The organism is Kitasatospora sp. NPDC057223, assembly GCF_042669755.1.
Lineage (GTDB): Bacteria > Actinomycetota > Actinomycetes > Streptomycetales > Streptomycetaceae > Kitasatospora.
The window spans coordinates 47,034-64,233 of sequence record NZ_JBHUWW010000006.1; the positions used below are offsets into that span (position 1 = coordinate 47,034).

Annotated in this window: 14 protein-coding genes; 4 read left to right on the plus strand and 10 right to left on the minus strand. The window is 72.0% G+C overall.

Annotation, left to right across the window (positions count from 1 at the left end; translation table 11 throughout):
* Nucleotides 1-125: 125 nt before the first annotated feature.
* Nucleotides 126-1,109 carry an aldo/keto reductase gene (locus ACFUK0_RS04205; protein WP_380246485.1) on the minus strand — a complete coding sequence of 328 codons (984 nt, stop codon included), beginning with the start codon at nt 1,107-1,109 and terminating at the stop codon, nt 126-128.
* 409 nt (nt 1,110-1,518) lie between these two features.
* On the opposite strand from ACFUK0_RS04205, the gene chvE reads away from it, so the two are divergent.
* From chvE to mmsB, 3 genes are all read left to right on the plus strand, one after another.
* Entirely contained in the window at nt 1,519-2,610 is a 1,092-nt protein-coding gene (gene chvE, locus ACFUK0_RS04210) for a multiple monosaccharide ABC transporter substrate-binding protein (RefSeq protein WP_380246486.1), read from the plus strand.
* Between the two features lie 112 nt (nt 2,611-2,722).
* Nucleotides 2,723-4,270 (plus strand): multiple monosaccharide ABC transporter ATP-binding protein, encoded by a 1,548-nt coding sequence (mmsA, locus tag ACFUK0_RS04215; protein ID WP_380246487.1) that lies wholly within the window; start codon nt 2,723-2,725, stop codon nt 4,268-4,270.
* Nucleotides 4,271-4,273: 3 nt separating this feature from the next.
* A complete protein-coding gene (gene mmsB / locus ACFUK0_RS04220) occupies nt 4,274-5,506 on the plus strand; it encodes a multiple monosaccharide ABC transporter permease (RefSeq protein ID WP_380246488.1) in 1,233 nt (410 codons plus the stop codon).
* Nucleotides 5,507-5,605: 99 nt separating this feature from the next.
* Here the strand turns inward: mmsB and ACFUK0_RS04225 are convergent, their stop codons facing one another.
* A complete protein-coding gene (locus ACFUK0_RS04225) occupies nt 5,606-6,376 on the minus strand; it encodes a leucine-rich repeat domain-containing protein (protein WP_380246489.1) in 771 nt (256 codons plus the stop codon).
* Nucleotides 6,377-6,482: 106 nt separating this feature from the next.
* On the opposite strand from ACFUK0_RS04225, the gene ACFUK0_RS04230 reads away from it, so the two are divergent.
* On the plus strand, nt 6,483-7,406 hold the full coding sequence (locus ACFUK0_RS04230) for a DUF2797 domain-containing protein (RefSeq protein ID WP_380246490.1): 924 nt from the start codon (nt 6,483-6,485) through the stop codon (nt 7,404-7,406).
* A 45-nt stretch (nt 7,407-7,451) separates the two neighbouring features.
* On the opposite strand, the gene ACFUK0_RS04235 is transcribed toward ACFUK0_RS04230, so the two are convergent.
* The 8 genes from ACFUK0_RS04235 to ACFUK0_RS04270 form a co-directional block, all read right to left on the minus strand.
* Entirely contained in the window at nt 7,452-7,904 is a 453-nt protein-coding gene (locus ACFUK0_RS04235) for a hypothetical protein (protein WP_380246491.1), read from the minus strand.
* A gap of 67 nt (nt 7,905-7,971) precedes the next feature.
* Complete coding sequence (locus tag ACFUK0_RS04240; RefSeq protein ID WP_380246492.1) at nt 7,972-9,075, minus strand: aldose epimerase family protein; 1,104 nt, start codon at nt 9,073-9,075, stop codon at nt 7,972-7,974.
* 116 nt (nt 9,076-9,191) lie between these two features.
* Nucleotides 9,192-10,697 carry an L-arabinose isomerase gene (araA, locus tag ACFUK0_RS04245; RefSeq protein WP_380246493.1) on the minus strand — a complete coding sequence of 502 codons (1,506 nt, stop codon included), beginning with the start codon at nt 10,695-10,697 and terminating at the stop codon, nt 9,192-9,194.
* An 11-nt stretch (nt 10,698-10,708) separates the two neighbouring features.
* The gene (locus ACFUK0_RS04250) at nt 10,709-11,380 is read right to left on the minus strand and encodes an L-ribulose-5-phosphate 4-epimerase (RefSeq protein WP_380246494.1); all 672 of its coding nucleotides are present in this window, start codon (nt 11,378-11,380) and stop codon (nt 10,709-10,711) included.
* A gap of 6 nt (nt 11,381-11,386) precedes the next feature.
* Nucleotides 11,387-13,096 (minus strand): ribulokinase, encoded by a 1,710-nt coding sequence (locus ACFUK0_RS04255; protein ID WP_380246495.1) that lies wholly within the window; start codon nt 13,094-13,096, stop codon nt 11,387-11,389.
* Between the two features lie 527 nt (nt 13,097-13,623).
* A complete protein-coding gene (yjfF, locus tag ACFUK0_RS04260) occupies nt 13,624-14,613 on the minus strand; it encodes a galactofuranose ABC transporter, permease protein YjfF (protein ID WP_380246496.1) in 990 nt (329 codons plus the stop codon).
* Entirely contained in the window at nt 14,610-15,656 is a 1,047-nt protein-coding gene (locus tag ACFUK0_RS04265) for an ABC transporter permease (RefSeq protein ID WP_380246497.1), read from the minus strand. Before ACFUK0_RS04265 ends, yjfF begins: the two co-directional genes overlap by 4 nt.
* Entirely contained in the window at nt 15,653-17,173 is a 1,521-nt protein-coding gene (locus ACFUK0_RS04270) for a sugar ABC transporter ATP-binding protein (protein WP_380246498.1), read from the minus strand. Before ACFUK0_RS04270 ends, ACFUK0_RS04265 begins: the two co-directional genes overlap by 4 nt.
* Nucleotides 17,174-17,200 lie beyond the last annotated feature (27 nt).

Here is a 17,200-nt window from a genome sequence, read left to right on the forward strand (position 1 = left end):
GGCTCGCCCGGCCGTTGCCCGGTCCGGCTCCTCAGGCACCGCCGGTGCCGCTCAGGCATCCCGGGATCGCCGGATCGCGGGACGAGTCCGCGCGCGGGCGGCCCGAGCCCGCGCGCGGCCCCCTGTCACCAGCGGTCGTGCACCCCCGCGCGGATCCGCCGGTCGTAGAGGTCGCGGACGGCTTCGAGGGTGGCGGGCGGGAGCGGCGGCAGGGCGGCGGCGGCCGCGTTGGCGCGGGCCTGCCCGGGGTTGCGGGCGCCGGGGATGACACTGGTGACGCCGGGCTGCTGGACGATCCAGCGCAGCGCGGTCTGTGCCGCCGTGGCGCCGTCCGGGGCGAGGCCGGCGAATTCGACGGCGGCCTCGACCCCGGTGGCGAAGTCGACGCCCGAGAAGGTCTCGCCCTGGTCGAAGGCGGAGCCGTCGCGGTTGTAGGTGCGGTGGTCGTCCGCCGGGAAGACGGTGTCGCGGGTGTAGCGGCCGGTGAGCAGACCGGAGGCGAGCGGGACGCGGGCGATGATGCCGACACCGGCGGCGACCGCCGCGGGCAGGACTTCGTCCAGCGGCTTCAGCCGGAACGGGTTCAGGATGATCTGGACGCTCGCCACTCCCGGGCGGGCGATCGCGGTGAGCGCTTCGGCGCAGGTCTCGACGCTGACGCCGTAGGCGGCGATCCGCTGCTCGGCCACCAGGGTGTCGAGGGCGTCGTAGACCTCGTCGGAGGAGTAGACGGGGGTCGGCGGGCAGTGCAGCTGGACGAGGTCGAGCCGGTCGACGCCGAGGTTGGCGCGTGAACGGTCCGTCCAGGAGCGGAAGTTGTCGAGGTTGTAGTGCTCCGGCCGCTGCTCCGCCCGGCGGCCCATCTTGGTGGCGACCAGGACGGGGGCGCCCGGGTGGGCGCGCAGGTGGCGGCCGATGAGCTGCTCGCTGCGGCCGTCCCCGTAGACGTCGGCGGTGTCGAAGAAGGTGACACCGGCGTCGACGGCCGCGTCGAGGACTGCGAGGGCGTCGTCCTCGCGGACGTCGCCCCAGTCCGCGCCGAGTTGCCAGGTGCCGAGGCCGATCACGGAGGCCTCGCGGCCGGTCCTGCCGAGTACGCGCTGTTCCATGCTCCAGAGCCTCTCACTTCGGGTGGCCGGCGGCAGCACGCCCGCGTACGTGTCCTCGGGGGACGGCGCCCGCAAAGGCGTAGCCGGCACCTGTCCGGGGCAGATTGTTAACGCTAACAATCCTGCCGTCAAGCCCCCGTCCGGAGATCTCCATATCCGCCCGCCCGCGATACCCAACGGTGATCCCAGGGCACTTGACGAGGTTCCTGTGAGCGTTAACACTCATGTAACGCCAGGTCGGAGCGACCGGGTGGCAGCACCCTCCCATCACACCGGCGGACCGCTCGGGACAGGGAAGCGACCGAGCAGCCGCCCTCAACCCGCCGCCCCCCGACCGGCCCACGGCCCACGGCCACCGCCGGGATCCCCACGCTCGCGGCAAATCACTGGAGGAATTGTGCGGAAGGTAGTGACGGGCCTGGCAGCAGCCGGCCTCGCATTGACGCTGGCGGCCTGCGGCCAGAGCGCCAACGGCGTCGGCGACGGGGCATCGGCCGGCAGCGCCGACGCCAAGGGCGGCCTGGTCGGCATCGCGATGCCCACCAAGTCCTCGGAGCGCTGGATCAACGACGGCTCCAACATGGTCAAGCAGTTCCAGGCGAAGGGCTACAAGACCGACCTCCAGTACGGCGACAACGTCGTGGAGAACCAGGTCTCGCAGATCGAGAACATGATCACCAAGGGCGCCAAGCTGCTCGTGGTGGCGGCCATCGACGGCTCCTCGCTCACCGACGTCCTGCAGAAGGCCGCCGACGCCAAGATTCCGGTCATCTCGTACGACCGTCTGATCCGTGGCACCGAGCATGTCGACTACTACGCGACCTTCGACAACCTCAAGGTCGGCGAGCTCCAGGGCACCTACATCGCCGAGAAGCTCGGCCTCAAGGACGGCAAGGGTCCGTTCAACATCGAGCTGTTCGCCGGCTCGCCGGACGACAACAACGCGAACTTCTTCTTCCAGGGTGCGATGACCGTGCTCAAGCCCTACCTGGACGAGAAGAAGCTGGTCGTCCAGAGCGGGCAGAGCGACTTCAACCAGGTCGCCACGCTGCGCTGGGACGGCGGCCTCGCCCAGTCCCGGATGGACAACCTGCTGAGCAAGGCGTACACCACGGCCCGCGTCGACGCGGTGCTCTCGCCGTACGACGGCATCTCGATCGGCATCCTGTCCTCGCTCAAGGGCGTCGGCTACGGCGGAGCCGGCAAGCCGCTGCCGATCGTGACCGGCCAGGACGGCGAGCTGGCCTCGGTGAAGTCGATCATCGCGGGCGAGCAGACCCAGACCGTGTACAAGGACACCCGCGAGCTGGCCAAGGTCGCCGTCCAGATGGGCGACGCCCTGCTCACCGGCGGCAAGCCCGAGGTGAACGACACCAAGCAGTACGACAACGGCTCCAAGGTGGTGCCGGCGTACCTGCTGCCGCCGGTCAGTGTCGACAAGGAGAACTACCAGAAGGTGCTGGTCGACGGCGGCCAGTACACCGCCGACCAGCTGAAGTAGCCGTCGACCGGCTCACCTCACCGCTGCCCCCTCGGAACCGGGCGCACGGGCCGGGAGACGACCTGACACGTCACCCCGCCCGTGCCGCCCCCCGTCGAACGGATGCACCACCATGGCCGGACCTGTCCTCGAGATGCGCTCGATCAGCAAGTCCTTCCCCGGCGTCAAGGCCCTCTCCGACGTCACCCTCAGCGTCGCCCCCGGCGAGGTCCACGCCGTGTGCGGGGAGAACGGCGCCGGCAAGTCCACCCTGATGAAGGTCCTCAGCGGCGTGTACCCGCACGGCTCCTACGAGGGCGAGATCCGGTTCGAGGGCGAGCCCTGCGAGTTCCGGGACATCCGGGGCAGTGAGCAGCGCGGAATCGTGATCATCCACCAGGAGCTCGCCCTGGTGCCCTACCTCTCCATCGCGGAGAACATCTTCCTCGGCAACGAGCACGCGAGCCGCGGCGTGATCAGCTGGCACCGGACCCTCACCCACGCGAAGGCGCTGCTCCAGCGGGTCGGCCTGCACGAGAGCCCGCACACCCGGGTCGCCGACATCGGCGTCGGCAAGCAGCAGCTGGTCGAGATCGCGAAGGCGCTCGCCAAGGAGGTCCGGCTGCTGATCCTGGACGAGCCGACCGCCGCGCTGAACGACGAGGACAGCCGCAAGCTGCTCGACCTGATCCTGGAGCTCAAGGCCCAGGGCATCGCGTGCATCCTCATCTCGCACAAGCTCAACGAGATCGCCCGGGTCGCCGACTCGGTGACCATCCTGCGCGACGGGCGCAGCATCGAGACCATCGCGGTGGGCGCCGAGGGCATCTCCGAGGACCGGATCATCCGGGGCATGGTCGGCCGCGACCTGGAGCACCGCTACCCCGAGCGGACCCCGGAGATCGGCGACGTCGCGCTGGCCGTCGAGGACTGGACGGTGCACCACCCGATCGACCACCAGCGCAAGGTGGTGGACGGCGTGTCCGTGAACGTGCGGCGCGGCGAGATCGTCGGCATCGCCGGCCTGATGGGCGCCGGCCGCACCGAACTGGCGATGAGCGTCTTCGGCCGCTCGTACGGCCGGTACGCGGGCGGCCGGGTCCTGCTGGACGGCCGGGAGATCCGCACCCGCAGCGTCCCCGAGGCGATCGGGCACGGCCTCGCGTACGTCACCGAGGACCGCAAGCAGCTCGGGCTGAACCTGCTGGACACCATCAGCCGCAACATCTCGCTGAGCGCGCTGCGCCGGCTCTCGCGGCGCGGACGGGTGGACGAGCACGAGGAGACCCGGGTGGCCGAGGGCTTCCGCCGGAGCATGAACATCAAGGCGCCCTCGGTGTTCGCGCAGGTGGGCAAGCTCAGCGGCGGCAACCAGCAGAAGGTCGTGCTCAGCAAGTGGATCTTCTCCGGACCGGAGGTGCTGATCCTGGACGAGCCGACCCGGGGTATCGACATCGGCGCCAAGTCCGAGATCTACACGGTGATCGCCGACCTCGCCGCACAGGGCAAGGCGGTCCTGGTCATCTCCTCCGAGCTGCCCGAGCTGCTCGGTATGTGCGACCGGATCTACACGATGGCCGAGGGCCGGCTCACCGGTGAGCTGGACCGTGCCGACGCGACCCAGGAATCACTCATGCGCCTCATGACCGTGAGCGCGGCGACCGAGAACGAGCAGGTGTAAGGCATGGCCCAGACCGACCTCTCCAAGCCCCCGGCGAGCGCACCCGCCGCCCCGGCGCAGACCGGCGGCGTCCCGCTGCTGGTGCGGGCGCTGCGCGGGAACATCCGGCAGTACGGCATGCTGGTGGCGCTGGCACTGATCGTCGTGCTGTTCCAGATCTGGACCGACGGCACCCTGCTCAAGCCGCTCAACATCACCAACCTGATCCAGCAGAACAGCTACATCCTGATCCTGGCGATCGGCATGATGATCGTCATCATCGCCGGGCACATCGACCTCTCGGTCGGTTCGCTCGCGGCCTTCGTGGGCGCCGCCGCCGCGGTGATGATGGTCAAGCACGACGTGCCGTGGCCGCTCGCGCTGGTCGTCGCCCTGCTGATCGGCGCCGCCGCCGGGGCCTGGCAGGGCTTCTGGATCGCGTACGTCGGCATCCCGTCGTTCATCGTCACCCTGGCCGGCATGCTGCTGTTCCGGGGCGGCACCCAGATCCTGCTGCAGGGCCAGTCGGTGGCGCCGTTCCCCAAGGGGTTCCAGAAGATAGCCGGCGGCTTCCTGCCCGAGGTCGGCCCGCAGACCAACTACCACAACCTCACCCTGCTGCTCGGCGTCGGCGTGCTCGTGCTGGCTGTGCTCCAGGAGGTGCGCGGCCGGCGCCGGGCCGCCGAGTACGGGCTCGACCTGCTGCCGCTCGGCTTCTTCCTGGCCAAGCTGGCGGCGATCACCGCGGCGGTGCTGGTCTTCACCCTGCTGCTGGCGAGCTACCACGGCTTCCCGGTGGTGCTGCTGATCCTGGGCGTGCTGCTGGTCGGGTTCGGCTACCTGATGCGGAACTCGATCCTGGGCCGGCACACCTACGCGATCGGCGGCAACGAGGCGGCGGCGAAGCTGTCCGGCGTCAAGAGCAAGCGGGTGGTCTTCCTCGCCTTCGTCAACATGGGCGTGCTGGCCGCGCTGGCCGGCATGGTGTTCGCCGCACGGCTGAACGCCGGTACCCCGCAGGCCGGGATCAACTTCGAGCTGGAGGCGATCGCCGCGGCGTTCATCGGCGGCGCCTCGGCCAGCGGCGGTGTCGGCACGGTACTGGGCGCCATCATCGGCGGACTGGTGCTGGGTGTGCTCAACAACGGCATGTCGCTGGTCGGCGTCGGCACCGACTACCAGCAGGTGATCAAGGGCCTCGTCCTGCTCGCCGCCGTCGGCTTCGACGTGTACAACAAGCGCAAGGTCGGCTCCTGATCCACCGCCTGCCCACCGTCCGCATCGGATGACCCGATGACACTCCGCCCGGTCCTGGCGCCCCCAGCGACCGGGCGGAGCCCGTTGACCGGTCGCCGCTCAGTCCGCAGGCGGCTGGACCACTGCGGGCCCGCCCCGATGGGCCGTCCGCACGTACCCCCGCGGCGCCGCCGGAAGCGCCTTCACGCAGTCGGCCGAACAGGCGTTCACCAGCAGCGGCAGGACGTCGGTGGCGACCCTCAGCGATATCCACACCTGACGCGCCCGGCCGTCCAGCACCCGGTCGCACACACTGCAGGTGCTCGCCCCGCCACCGACCCGGCGGACATCCCCGGGGATCGCCGACAGCGGCGGGAACGGCGGCCGGATCTTCTCGTTGCCGTAGAGGGCCCGGGTACTCACGGTGCTCCGCACCAGCCTCCGGCACCTGGTCAACTCGTAGGGGTACCAGTGCAGGCGGCGCGAGGTGTACGGGGTGAACTCCTCCAGTGCGGTCATCGCGCCGATCTCCGGCGGGATCCGCACCAGGTTGCTGCCGTACAGCACGAGGTGCCTGACCTCGGTCAGGCCCGCGATCGCCGGCGGCAGCGTGATGACCTGCCGCCGCTCCTGCGGGCTCAGCTCCGCCAGCGGCCGGAACTCCTCGCGTCCGTCCGCGGCGGCCTCGTCCACCAGTTCCAGCAGGTGCTGCCAGCCCGGCAACGAGGTGTCCTGCTGCTCGGTGTGCGGGCGCACCCGTCGGCGATTCGTCGCCTGCCGCTGATCGAAGCAGGAGCAGTGATCCCGGTCGGGCACGGGGCTGCCCCCGAGCGGACCGGTCAGCTCGCCCCAGCGGTTCGTGAAAGCGGTCGGCCCCGCGTTGTTCGGCACGGCGCCCACGATACGCAGGCGTTGCCACCCGCCGGAGCGGCCGTTCCGTCTGCCGCCCCGGGGCCGCCCGGCCGGTTGTCGGTGGCAGGACGTACGCTCACCAACCGTGACGACTTCCGTACCCCGGTCCGCATCCGGCTGGACGGCCACCGGGCTGCACTGGCGGGACGGCCTGCCGCACCTCACCGCGGTCAGCGGGCCGCGTGAGCACCGGCGGGCCGTGGCCGCGGGGATGTCCGTCGGGTGGGTGGTCGGCGGGCCCAGGCGCTGCGGCGGGGTGCGCACGGCCGGCGGGCACCACCCCTGCCCGTACGAGGCGGTCATCGAGCCGGGCGGGAAGTCCTCGCAGTGCCCCTCGTGCCAGGGCGCCGACCCGGGTCTGGCGCTGGCCCGCGACCAGATCCTGGACGACGGCCGGACGTACCGGCTGTACCTGGCCTGGTTCGGCACCGGCGTCCTCAAGGTCGGCCTCACGGCCGAGCAGCGCGGCACGACGCGCCTGCTGGAGCAGGGCGCGCTCGGCTACACCTTCGTCGCGCGGGGATCACTGCCGGGCGTGCGCCGGGCCGAGCTCACCGTCGCCCAGGCCGGACTGGCCCGTGAACGGCTGTCGGCGCGGACGAAGTCCGCCTGCTGGTGGAGCCTGCCGGAGCCCGCACTGCGGCACCGGGAGCTGGCCGAACTGCGCGGCTCGGTGGTGCAACTGCTGAGCGGTCACGCGATCGAACTCCTGCCGGACGGGCAGCCGGTGGACCAGGTGGGGCTGTTCGGTCTGGCCGGCGGCGCCCCGCCGGTCTACCGCGAGATCACGGCGCTCAGCGACGGCGCCACGCTCTCCGGCGTCCTGCGGCCGCCGGTCGGCCGGCACCTCTTCCTCGACACCGGCCCGGACGAGCCGCCGCTCCTGCTCGACACCCGGCTGCTGACCGGCTGGACGCTCACCCCGGCCGCCGGCGCCCCCTGCGCGGGGCTGGAGCCGGCCCTGCGCCGCAGGCCGGAGAACCCGGGTGCGCAGGAGTCCCTGTTCTGAGCACGCCGGAGCCCGGAGCCGCGACCCGACCCGACCAGACCTGGATCAGAAGGGCTCGAAGCTCGGCTCGATCGGGCCGATTTCGCCGCTCGCGGCCAGTTCCTCCAAGTCCTCCGGCTCCAGGAACTCCAAGGCGTCCGGATCGACACCGTGACAGCGGTCCAGATCGCGCAACCGGTTGACGAAGGCGAGCACGAACCCGGCGAAGGGCCCGTCGTGGACTTCGACGCCGGTCTCGTGAACCATCGTCACGATCTTCCAGCGCTCCGGGTCCGGATCGCAGGGCAGGAAGAAGTGCTCGTCACCACTGTGGTCGTAGCCCCAGGAAACAAGACCGCCCGGCTCGGGATGGATCGGATACCGACAGCTTCGTCGCGGGTGCGCGGCGGGCCGGGGAAGGGGCGCACGCGATCCGATGCGGTGCTCGGACGCGCTCTGTGCGGGGGCCGCGAACGGGCGGCCGGACAGCGCCGGGCTCGTCGGGGCCGGCCGTGCCACGCGGCGCGGCGCGGGGCAGCCGCGCCGCGGGCAGCGCGGAACGGCCGCGCGAACCGATTGTTAACGCTCACACACCGATGGTCAAGAGCTCCGGCCGAATCTCCGTGCCCACCCGGTAGACCGTGCTGGAGCGGTACTCCTCCCCCGGGCGCAGGACGGTGGACGGGTACTCGGGGTGGTGCGGGGAGTCGGGGAAGTGCTGGGTCTCCAGGGCCACACCCGCGTACGCGGGGTACCGGTGGCCGCCCGGACCGGTCAGGGTGCCGTCGAACAGGTTGCCCGTGTAGACCTGGAGGCCGGGCTCCGTGCTGATGCAGTCCAGCCGGCGCCCGCTGCCCGGGTGCCACAGCGTCGCCACCCGGCGCGCGCCGCCGTCCGCCGCCGGGCGGAGCACCCAGTTGTGGTCGTACCCGCCACCCGCCGCCGCGAGCTGCGGATGGTTGGCGGCAAGGGCCTCGGCCAGCCGGCGCGGCCGGGTGAGGTCGAAGGGCGTGCCCGCGACCGGGGCCGGCGGGCCGTACGGGATCAGCGCGGCGTCCACCGGCAGGTACTGGTCGGCCTCGATCTGGAGGACGTGCTCGTGGACGGTGCCGGCGCCCTCGCCCGCCAGGTTGAAGTAGGCGTGGTTGGTCAGGTTGACCACCGTCGGCGCGTCGCAGACCGCCACGTAGTCGATCGTGAGCTCCCCCGAACCGTCCAGCAGGTAGCTGACGTTGGCCGTGAGCGCACCCGGGAAGCCCATGTCCCCGGCGGGGCTGCGCAGGGTGAACCGGACACCGGCCCGGCCCCGCTCGCGGACTTCGGCGGCCGTCCAGAGCCGGGTGGCGAAGCCGTCGGGACCGCCGTGCAGGGTGTGCCCGCCCGGCTGGGTCCGCAGCCGGTGGACGGCGCCGTCGAGCGGCAGCTCCCCGCCGGCGATCCGGTTGGCGTAGCGGCCGGCGGTGGCGCCGAAGTAGGCGGCCCCGCCGAGCAGGTCGGCCCCGGTCGCCGCCCCGAGCACCAGATTGGCCCGGTGCCCGTCCAGGTCCGGGGCGTGCAGCGCGTGCAGGCGGGCGCCGAGGGTCAGCACCTCCACCGTGACGGCCTGCTCCGCGCTGAGGATCCAGCGTTCGACGGGCCGCCCGTCGGGCAGGGTGAGGTGGGGCTCGCGGCGGATCGTGGGTGCGGTCATGGTCGGTGCGGCTCCTCTGCCTGGCGCCACCCCGGTCGGGTGCGCGCGAAAAGGGCGACGCGCGGGCACAGGGCCCGAGCGCCGCCCTGGGGACGGTTGGGTGGGTCGGACCGGCCTCAGAACCCCTGGGCCAGGCGGTAGTACGCCTGGTTCCAGCGGATCTCCTGGGTGAAGCGGCGGATGGTGGTGTCCGCGTCGATGGTCAGGAGCTCGACGCCGAGGATGTCGGAGAGGTCGGCGAGCTCCTCGGCACCGACGGCGCTGGAGAGCACGGTGTGGTGCGGTGCCCCGGCGGTGAGCCAGGCCTCGGTGGAGGTCCGCAGGTTCGGGCGGGGCTGCCAGACGGCGCGGGCCACCGGCAGGTGCGGCAGCGGCTCGCTCGGCGCCACCACGTCGATCTCGTTGGCGACGAGGCGGAACCGGTCGCCCATGTCGGCGAGGCCGACGACCACCGCCGGGCCGGGCTCGGCGTCGAAGACCAGGCGCACCGGGTCCTCCCGGCCGCCGATGCCCAGCGGGTGGATCTCGCAGGACGGGGTGGCCGCGGCGATGCTCGGGCAGACCTCCAGCATGTGCGCGCCGAGGATCAACTCCCGCCCGGGCTCCAGGTGGTAGGTGTAGTCCTCCATGAACGAGGTGCCGCCGGGCCGGCCGGCGGCCATCACCTTGAGGGTGCGCAGCAGGACGGAGGTCTTCCAGTCGCCCTCGCCGCCGAAGCCGTAGCCGTCGGCCATCAGCCGCTGGACGGCGAGGCCGGGGAGCTGGCGCAGGCCGCCGAGGTCCTCGAAGTTGGTGGTGAAGGCCTTGAAGCCGCCGGCGTCCAGGAATCCGCGCAGGCCGAGTTCGATCCGGGCGGCGTAGCGCAGGGCGTCGTGGCGCTCCGCGCCGGCCCGCAGTTCGGGGGCGAGGCGGTAGGTGTCCTCGTACTCCTTGACCAGTTCGGTGACGTCGGCGTCGCTGCTCGCGTCGACGGCGGCGACCAGGTCGTTGACGCCGTAGGTGTTGACCGAGACGCCGAGGCGCAGCTGGGCCTCGACCTTGTCGCCCTCGGTGACGGCGACGTCGCGCATGTTGTCGCCGAAGCGGGCGAGGCGCAGGCTGCTGAGCTCGGCGCGGCCGGCGGCGGCGCGGGCCCAGGCGCCGATCCGGGCGGCGACGACGGGGTCGCTGACGTGCCCGGCGACGGTCTTGCGGGCCACCCCGAGCCGGGACTGGATGTAGCCGAACTCCCGGTCGCCGTGGGCGGCCTGGTTGAGGTTCATGAAGTCCATGTCGATGGACGACCAGGGCAGCGCGACGTTCGCCTGGGTGTGCAGGTGGAGCAGCGGCTTGCGCAGCGCGTCCAGGCCGGCGATCCACATCTTCGCGGGCGAGAAGGTGTGCATCCAGGTGATCAGGCCGATGCAGGTGTCGTCGGCGTTGGCGTCCAGGCAGATCCGCCGGATGGCGCCCGCGTCGGTGAGGACGGGCTTCCACACCACCCGGACGGGTATGTCCGTACCGTCGTCCAGCGTCTCGGCGATGCTCCGGGACTGCTCGGCGACCTGGCGCAGCGTGTCCTCGCCGTACAGACCCTGGCTGCCGGTCAGGAACCAGACCTCGCGGCCCTCGATGGTCTTCATCGGTACTCTCCTTACCGGCCTGCGGGCTGCTGGCCGTACACGTGCTGGTAGCGGTGGTTGAGGCTGTCGATGTCGGCCTGCGCGATCGGCAGGGGGGTGCCGAGCTGGCGGGAGATGTGGACGGTGCGGGCGACGTCCTCGCACATCACGGCGGCCTTGACGGCGGCCTTGGCGTCCTTGCCGATGGTGAAGACGCCGTGGCTCTTCATCAGGACGGCGGGCGAGCGGTGGCCGGCCAGGGTCTCGACGATGCCCCGGCCGATCGAGTCGTCCCCGATCAGGGCGAACGGGCCGACCGGGATCTCGGCGCCGAACTCGTCGGCCATCGCGGTCAGTACGCAGGGGACGGCCTCGCCGCGGGCGGCCCAGGCGCTGGCGTAGGTGGAGTGGGTGTGCACCACTCCCCCGACGTCGGGGCGGTGGCGGTAGACGTAGGCGTGGGCGGCGGTGTCGGAGGAGGGGCTGTGCGTGCCCTCGACGACCTTGCCGTCCAGGTCGCAGAGGATCATGTTCTCGGGGGTCAGCTCGTCGTAGGAGACCCCGCTGGGCTTGATGACCAGCAGGTCCTCGCCGGGCACGCGGGCCGAGACGTTGCCGGCCGTCCAGACGACGAGGTTGTAGCGGACGAGTTCCTGGTGCAGGTCGCTGACCTGGCGGCGGAGCAGGTCGATCGGAGACGTCATGGCGGGTCAGACCTCGCTGCTCGGAGTGCCGGCGGTGGTCAGGGCGGCGTTGCGGATGGCGCGCAGGCGGTGCAGTTGCTTGTCCGGGCCGGTGCCGAAGTGGTCGTGCAGGAGGCGGTACTCGGCGAAGAGGGCGTCGTACGCGTCCGCGCGGGCCGGGTCGGGGAGGTAGGCGCCGCGCTGGACGCGGCCCATCGCGGCGGATGCGGCGCGCACGTCGGCGTGGGCGCCGGCCGCGACGGCCGCGTGGATGGCGGAGCCCAGCGCCGGGCCCTGGGCGGACTCGGCGAGCGAGACCGGGCGGCGCAGCACGTCGGCGTAGATCTGCATCAGCAGGGCGTTCTTCTTGAGTCCGCCGGTGACGATGAACTCGGTGACGGGGACGCCGCCCGCTTCGAGGGCGTCGACGATGGTGCGGGTGCCGTAGGCGGTGGACTCCAGCAGGGCGAGGTAGACGTCCTCGGGGCGGGTGGCCAGGGTGAGGCCGACGATCACGCCGGAGAGGTGGTGGTCGACGAGGGTGGAGCGGTTGCCGTTCATCCAGTCCAGCGCGACCAGGCCGTGGGCGCCGACGGCGCGGCCGCCCGCCCTGCGGGTGAGCAGCTGGTGCAGGTCCTCGCCGTTCGCGGCGGCCTCGGCGTGGTAGTCGGCGGGGACGCCCTGGCTCAGCCACCAGGCGAAGATGTCGCCGACCGCGCTCTGCCCGGCCTCGTAGCCGTAGGCGCCGGCCACGATGCCGCCGTCGACGACGCCGCAGATGCCGGGGACGTCGGCGAGGGTGGCGCCGTTGACGACGTGGCAGGTGGAGGTGCCCATGATGGCGAGGAGCCGGCCGTTCTCCACGGCCTGCGCGGCGGGGGCGGCGACGTGGGCGTCGACGTTCCCGGCGGCGACCGCGATGCCCTCGGGCAGGCCGGTCCAGGCGGCGGCCCGCGCGGTGAGCGAGCCGGCCCGGCTGCCGAGCGGGGCCAGCGGGTGCCCCAGCGGGTGCTCCAGGCGGGTGCGGGCGAAGTCGGCGAAGACGGGGTTCAACTCACCCAGGTACTCCTCGGACGGGTAGTGGCCGTCCTGGTGGATGCCCTTGTAGCCGGCGGTGCAGGTGTTGCGGCTCTCGGTGCCGGTGAGCTGCCAGACGATCCAGTCCGCGGCCTCGATCCAGCGTTCGGTGGCGGCGTAGACGGCCGGGTCCTCCTCCAGTACCTGGAGGGCCTTGGCGTACTGCCACTCGGCGGAGATCTTCCCGCCGTAGCGGGAGATCCACTTCTCGCCGCGGGCGTGCGCGAGGTCGTTGATCCGGTCGGCCTGCCCCTGCGCGGCGTGGTGCTTCCAGAGCTTGGGCCAGGCGTGCGGGCGCCCCGCCAGGCCGGTCTGGGCCAGCGGGGTGCCGTCGGCGGTCGTCGGCAGCACGGTGCAGGCGGTGAAGTCGGTCGCGATGCCGATCACTGCGGCCGCCTCGACGCCTGCGGCGGCCAGCGCGGCGGGGACGGCGGTGTGCAGTACCTCGCGCCAGTCCTCGGGGTGCTGGAGCGCCCAGTCGGGGGGCAGCACGGCGCCGGTGCCGGGCAGTTCGCGGTCGATGACGCCGTGCGGGTACTCGTGGACGGCCCAGCCGAGTTCCTCGCCGTCGCGGACGCGGACCACCACGGCGCGGCCGGAGAGGGTGCCGAAGTCGACACCTACGACGTAGGTCTCGGTGGCCCGGGGTGGTGGAGTCACGGTCGGTTCACATCCTTCGTACGGAGTGGGGCTGTTGTGGTCGCTCTGGTCGGGTGTCGGCCGCCGGACGGCTGCGCGGCGTTGCGGAGGTCCGGCGGCCGGCCGCCGCTCCAGGCCTCACCCTCGAAAGGCCGTGGAACGGGGCCGCCGGGCGGGCGGACGGAAGCGGGTGTGTCTGCCCGTACGGCGGAGCGAGTGGCCGCTCCCGGCGTCGGCCGGATGCGGGCTGCGGTGGCCCGGAGCAGGGTGCAAGCTGATTGTTAGCGTTAACAATCTGCCTGTCAAGAGACCCGCCCACGGCGGGGCGGAGGTGGGGCCCCGAGGCGGGCGTGGGCGAGGTCCCGACCCGGGCGAGGTGGGGCCCGGGGCGGGCGGACGCGAGAGCACGGGCCCGGCGGCGCGGGGACGCAGGCCCTTCGCCGCCGGAGCCACCGCCCTGGCCGCCGGGCCGGGCCCGCAGGCCCGTCGCAGGTCCGTCGCTGGCCCGTCGCAGGGTCGCGCAGACCCCGCTCCGCCCCGGCCGGGTCTCAGGCCCGGCGCCGGCCGGCGCCCGAGATCAGGCGCTGGAGCAGGATGAAGACGAACAGCAGGCCGCCGATCACGATCCTGGTCCACCAGGAGCTGAGCGTGCCCTGGAAACTGATCACGGTCTGGATCAGCCCGAGCACCAGCACCCCCAGCGCGGTGCCCAGCAGGTAGCCGGAGCCGCCGGTGAGCAGGGTCCCGCCGATCACCACGGCGGCTATCGCGTCCAGTTCCAGGCCCACGGCGTGCAGGCCGTAGCCCGAGAGCATGTAGAAGGTCAGCAGCACCCCGCCGAGCGCCGAGCAGAACCCGCTGACCGCGTACACGGTGATCTTCGTCCGGGCCACCGGCAGGCCCATCAGCAGCGCGGACTGCTCGCTGCCGCCGAGCGCGTACACGTTGCGGCCCAACCGGGTGTGGTGCAGGACGACGAACGCCGCCGCCAGCACCAGCACCGCGATCACGACGCTCGGCGAGACGAACAGGCCGCCGGGCAGCGGGATCCGGGTCTGCGCGAAGGCGGTGAAGGTGGGGTCGGTGATCGAGATCGAGTCGATGCTGATGGTGTAGCAGAGACCCCGGGCCAGGAACATGCCCGCCAGGGTGACGATGAACGGCTGGATCTCGAAGGTGTGGATCACCCACCCCATCACGAACCCGCCGCCCGCACCGACCGCGAGCACGAGCGGGATCACCAGCAGCGGCGGCCAGCCGTGCGACTCCACCAGCCAGGCGCAGAGCATCGTGGAGAGCGCCACCACGGCGCCGACGGACAGGTCGATCCCGCCGGTCAGCACCACGAAGGTCATCCCGACCGCGACCACCAGCAGGAAGGCGTTGTCGATCAGCAGGTTGAGCAGCACCTGCCCGGAGAAGAAGCTCTCGTAACTCACCGACCCGGCCACGAACAGCGAGACCAGCAGCACCGAGGTGACCACCAGCGGAATGTACTCCCGGCGGACGGGCCGGGCGGTCAGGGCGTTGGCACTCATGCGCCGGCCTCCAGGTTGGTGGGCGCCACCGGCTCCGGCCGCAGGCGGGTCGCGGGCCGGGCCCGGCGCCGGGCCAGCTTGGCGCGGAAGACGGGTGACTGGATCAGGCAGACCGTGATCACCACGACGGCCTTGAACACCAGGGTGGTCTCCGGCGGGATGCCGATGGTGTAGACGGTGGTGGAGAGGGTCTGGATCACCAGCGCGCCGATCACGGTGCCGCCGAGCGAGAACCGCCCGCCGGTCAGCGAGGTCCCGCCGACCACGACGGCGAGGATGGCGTCCAGTTCGATCCAGAGCCCGGCGTTGTTGCCGTCGGCAGCCGAGACGTTCGAGCTGATCATCAGACCGGCGACACCCGCGCACAGCGCGCTGAAGACGTACACCAGGCCGATCAGGCCCATCGCCCGGATGCCGACCAGCCGGCTCGCCACCGGGTTGCCGCCGACCGACTCCAGCAGCAGCCCCAGCGCGGTGCGCCTGGTCAGCAGCGAGGTCAGCAGGACGACGGCGCCCGCCAGCAGGATCGCGAACGGCATGGTCAGCCAGTAGCCGCCGCCGATCATCTTGTACGGATCACTGGTGATCGTGATGATCTGACCGTCGGTGACCAGCTGGGCGACCCCGCGACCGGCGACCATCAGGATCAGCGTGGCGATGATCGGCTGCACCCCCGCCCTCGCCACCAGCAGGCCGTTCGCCAGGCCGAGCAGCAGGGCCACCGCCAACGCGATGCCGATCGCGCCGGCCACCGCGCCGAAACTCGCCGGGTCGGCCGCCTCGCTGATGTGCAGGCAGGCCAGCGCACCGGCGATGGCGACGGTGGAGCCGACCGACAGGTCGATGCCGCCGGTCGCGATCACCAGGGTCATGCCGAGCGCCACCAGGATCAGCGGCGCCCCGAAGTGCAGGATGTCGACCAGGCTCCCGTACAGGTGCCCGTCCTTGACCCGGACCGCGAAGAAGTCCGGGGTGAACGCCAGGTTGGCCAGCAGCAGCGCGGCGAGTACCGCCACGGGCCAGAAGAGGCGGTGTTTCGTCATGACTGAGCTCCGCTCGCGATCGTCGCCATGATCCGCTCGGGGGTGAGCGAGCCGTCGTTGGCCAGCTCGGCCACCAGCCGGTGGTCGCGCAGCACGGCCACCCGGTGGCTGAGCCGCAGCACCTCCTCCAGCTCGGCCGAGATGAACACGACCGACATGCCCTCCTCCGCGAGCCGCGCCACCAGGCGCTGGATCTCGGCCTTCGCGCCGATGTCGATCCCCCGGGTCGGCTCGTCCAGGATGAGCAGCTTGGGGTCGGTGATCAGCCAGCGGGCCAGCAGCACCTTCTGCTGGTTGCCGCCGCTGAGGTTGCGGACCAGCGCTTCGGGGTTGTCCGGGCGGATCTGCAGGGCCCGGATCCAGCGCAGCGCCAGCTCGTCCTGCCGGGCGCGCGAGAGCGGCCGGGTCCAGCCGCGGGCGGCCTGCATCGCCAGGACGATGTTCTCCCGGACGGTCAGCTCGCCGACCAGGCCCTCGGTCTTGCGGTTCTCCGAGCAGAACGCGATGCCGTGCGAGATCGCCGCCCGCGGGGTGCGCAGGGCGGCCGGCGCGCCCTCGATCCGCACGGTGCCGGCGTCGTTGCCGTCCGCGCCGAACAGCAGCCGGGCGGCCTCCGTCCGGCCGGAGCCGAGCAGGCCGGCCAGGCCGATCACCTCACCGGGCCGGACGGTCAGGTCGTACGGCTCGATCGCGCCGTTCCGGGCCAGGCCCTCGGCCTCCAGGAAGGGCGCGCCGGACGGCGCCGGACGCTTGCGGCGGGCGGTCGCGGACAGCTCGTCCAGGCTCGCCAGCTCGCCGCCGATCATGCGCGAGACCAGCTCGACCTGGCTCAGCCCGCGGGTCAGGTACTCGCCCTCCAGCCGGCCGCCGCGCAGGATGGTCATCCGGTCGCAGATCTCGTAGATCTGGTCGAGGAAGTGCGAGACGAAGAGGATCGCCACCCCCTGGTCGCGCAGCCGCCGCATCACGGTGAACAGCTGGCGGACCTCGTCGCGGTCGAGGCTGGAGGTCGGCTCGTCCAGGATCAGCACCTTGGCCGAGACGTCCACCGCCCGGACGATCGCGACCAGTTGCTGGACGGCGATCGAGTAGCTGCCGAGCGGCGCGGTGACGTCGACGTCCAGGTCGATGCCGGCCACCAGCTCGGCGGCCCGGCGGCGCAGTTCGGCCCAGTGGACGAGGCCGAACCGGCGCGGTTCGCGGCCGATGAAGATGTTCTCCGCGACCGACAGGTTCGGGCAGAGGTTCACCTCCTGGTAGACCGTGCTGATCCCGGCCTGCTGCGCCTGGAGCGGGCCGGAGATGAACACCTCGCGGCCGTCCAGCCGCACCGATCCGCCGTCCGACTCGTAGACGCCGGTGAGGACCTTGATCAGGGTCGACTTGCCGGCGCCGTTCTCGCCCATCAGGGCGTGCACCTCGCCGGGGAAGAGCCTGAAGTCGACCCCGTCCAGCGCCAGCACGCCGGGGAACTCCTTGCGGAGCCCGTGTACTTCCAGGACCGGTCGCTCTCGCATCCGCTCCTCCTCTCGTGGTCGGGACCG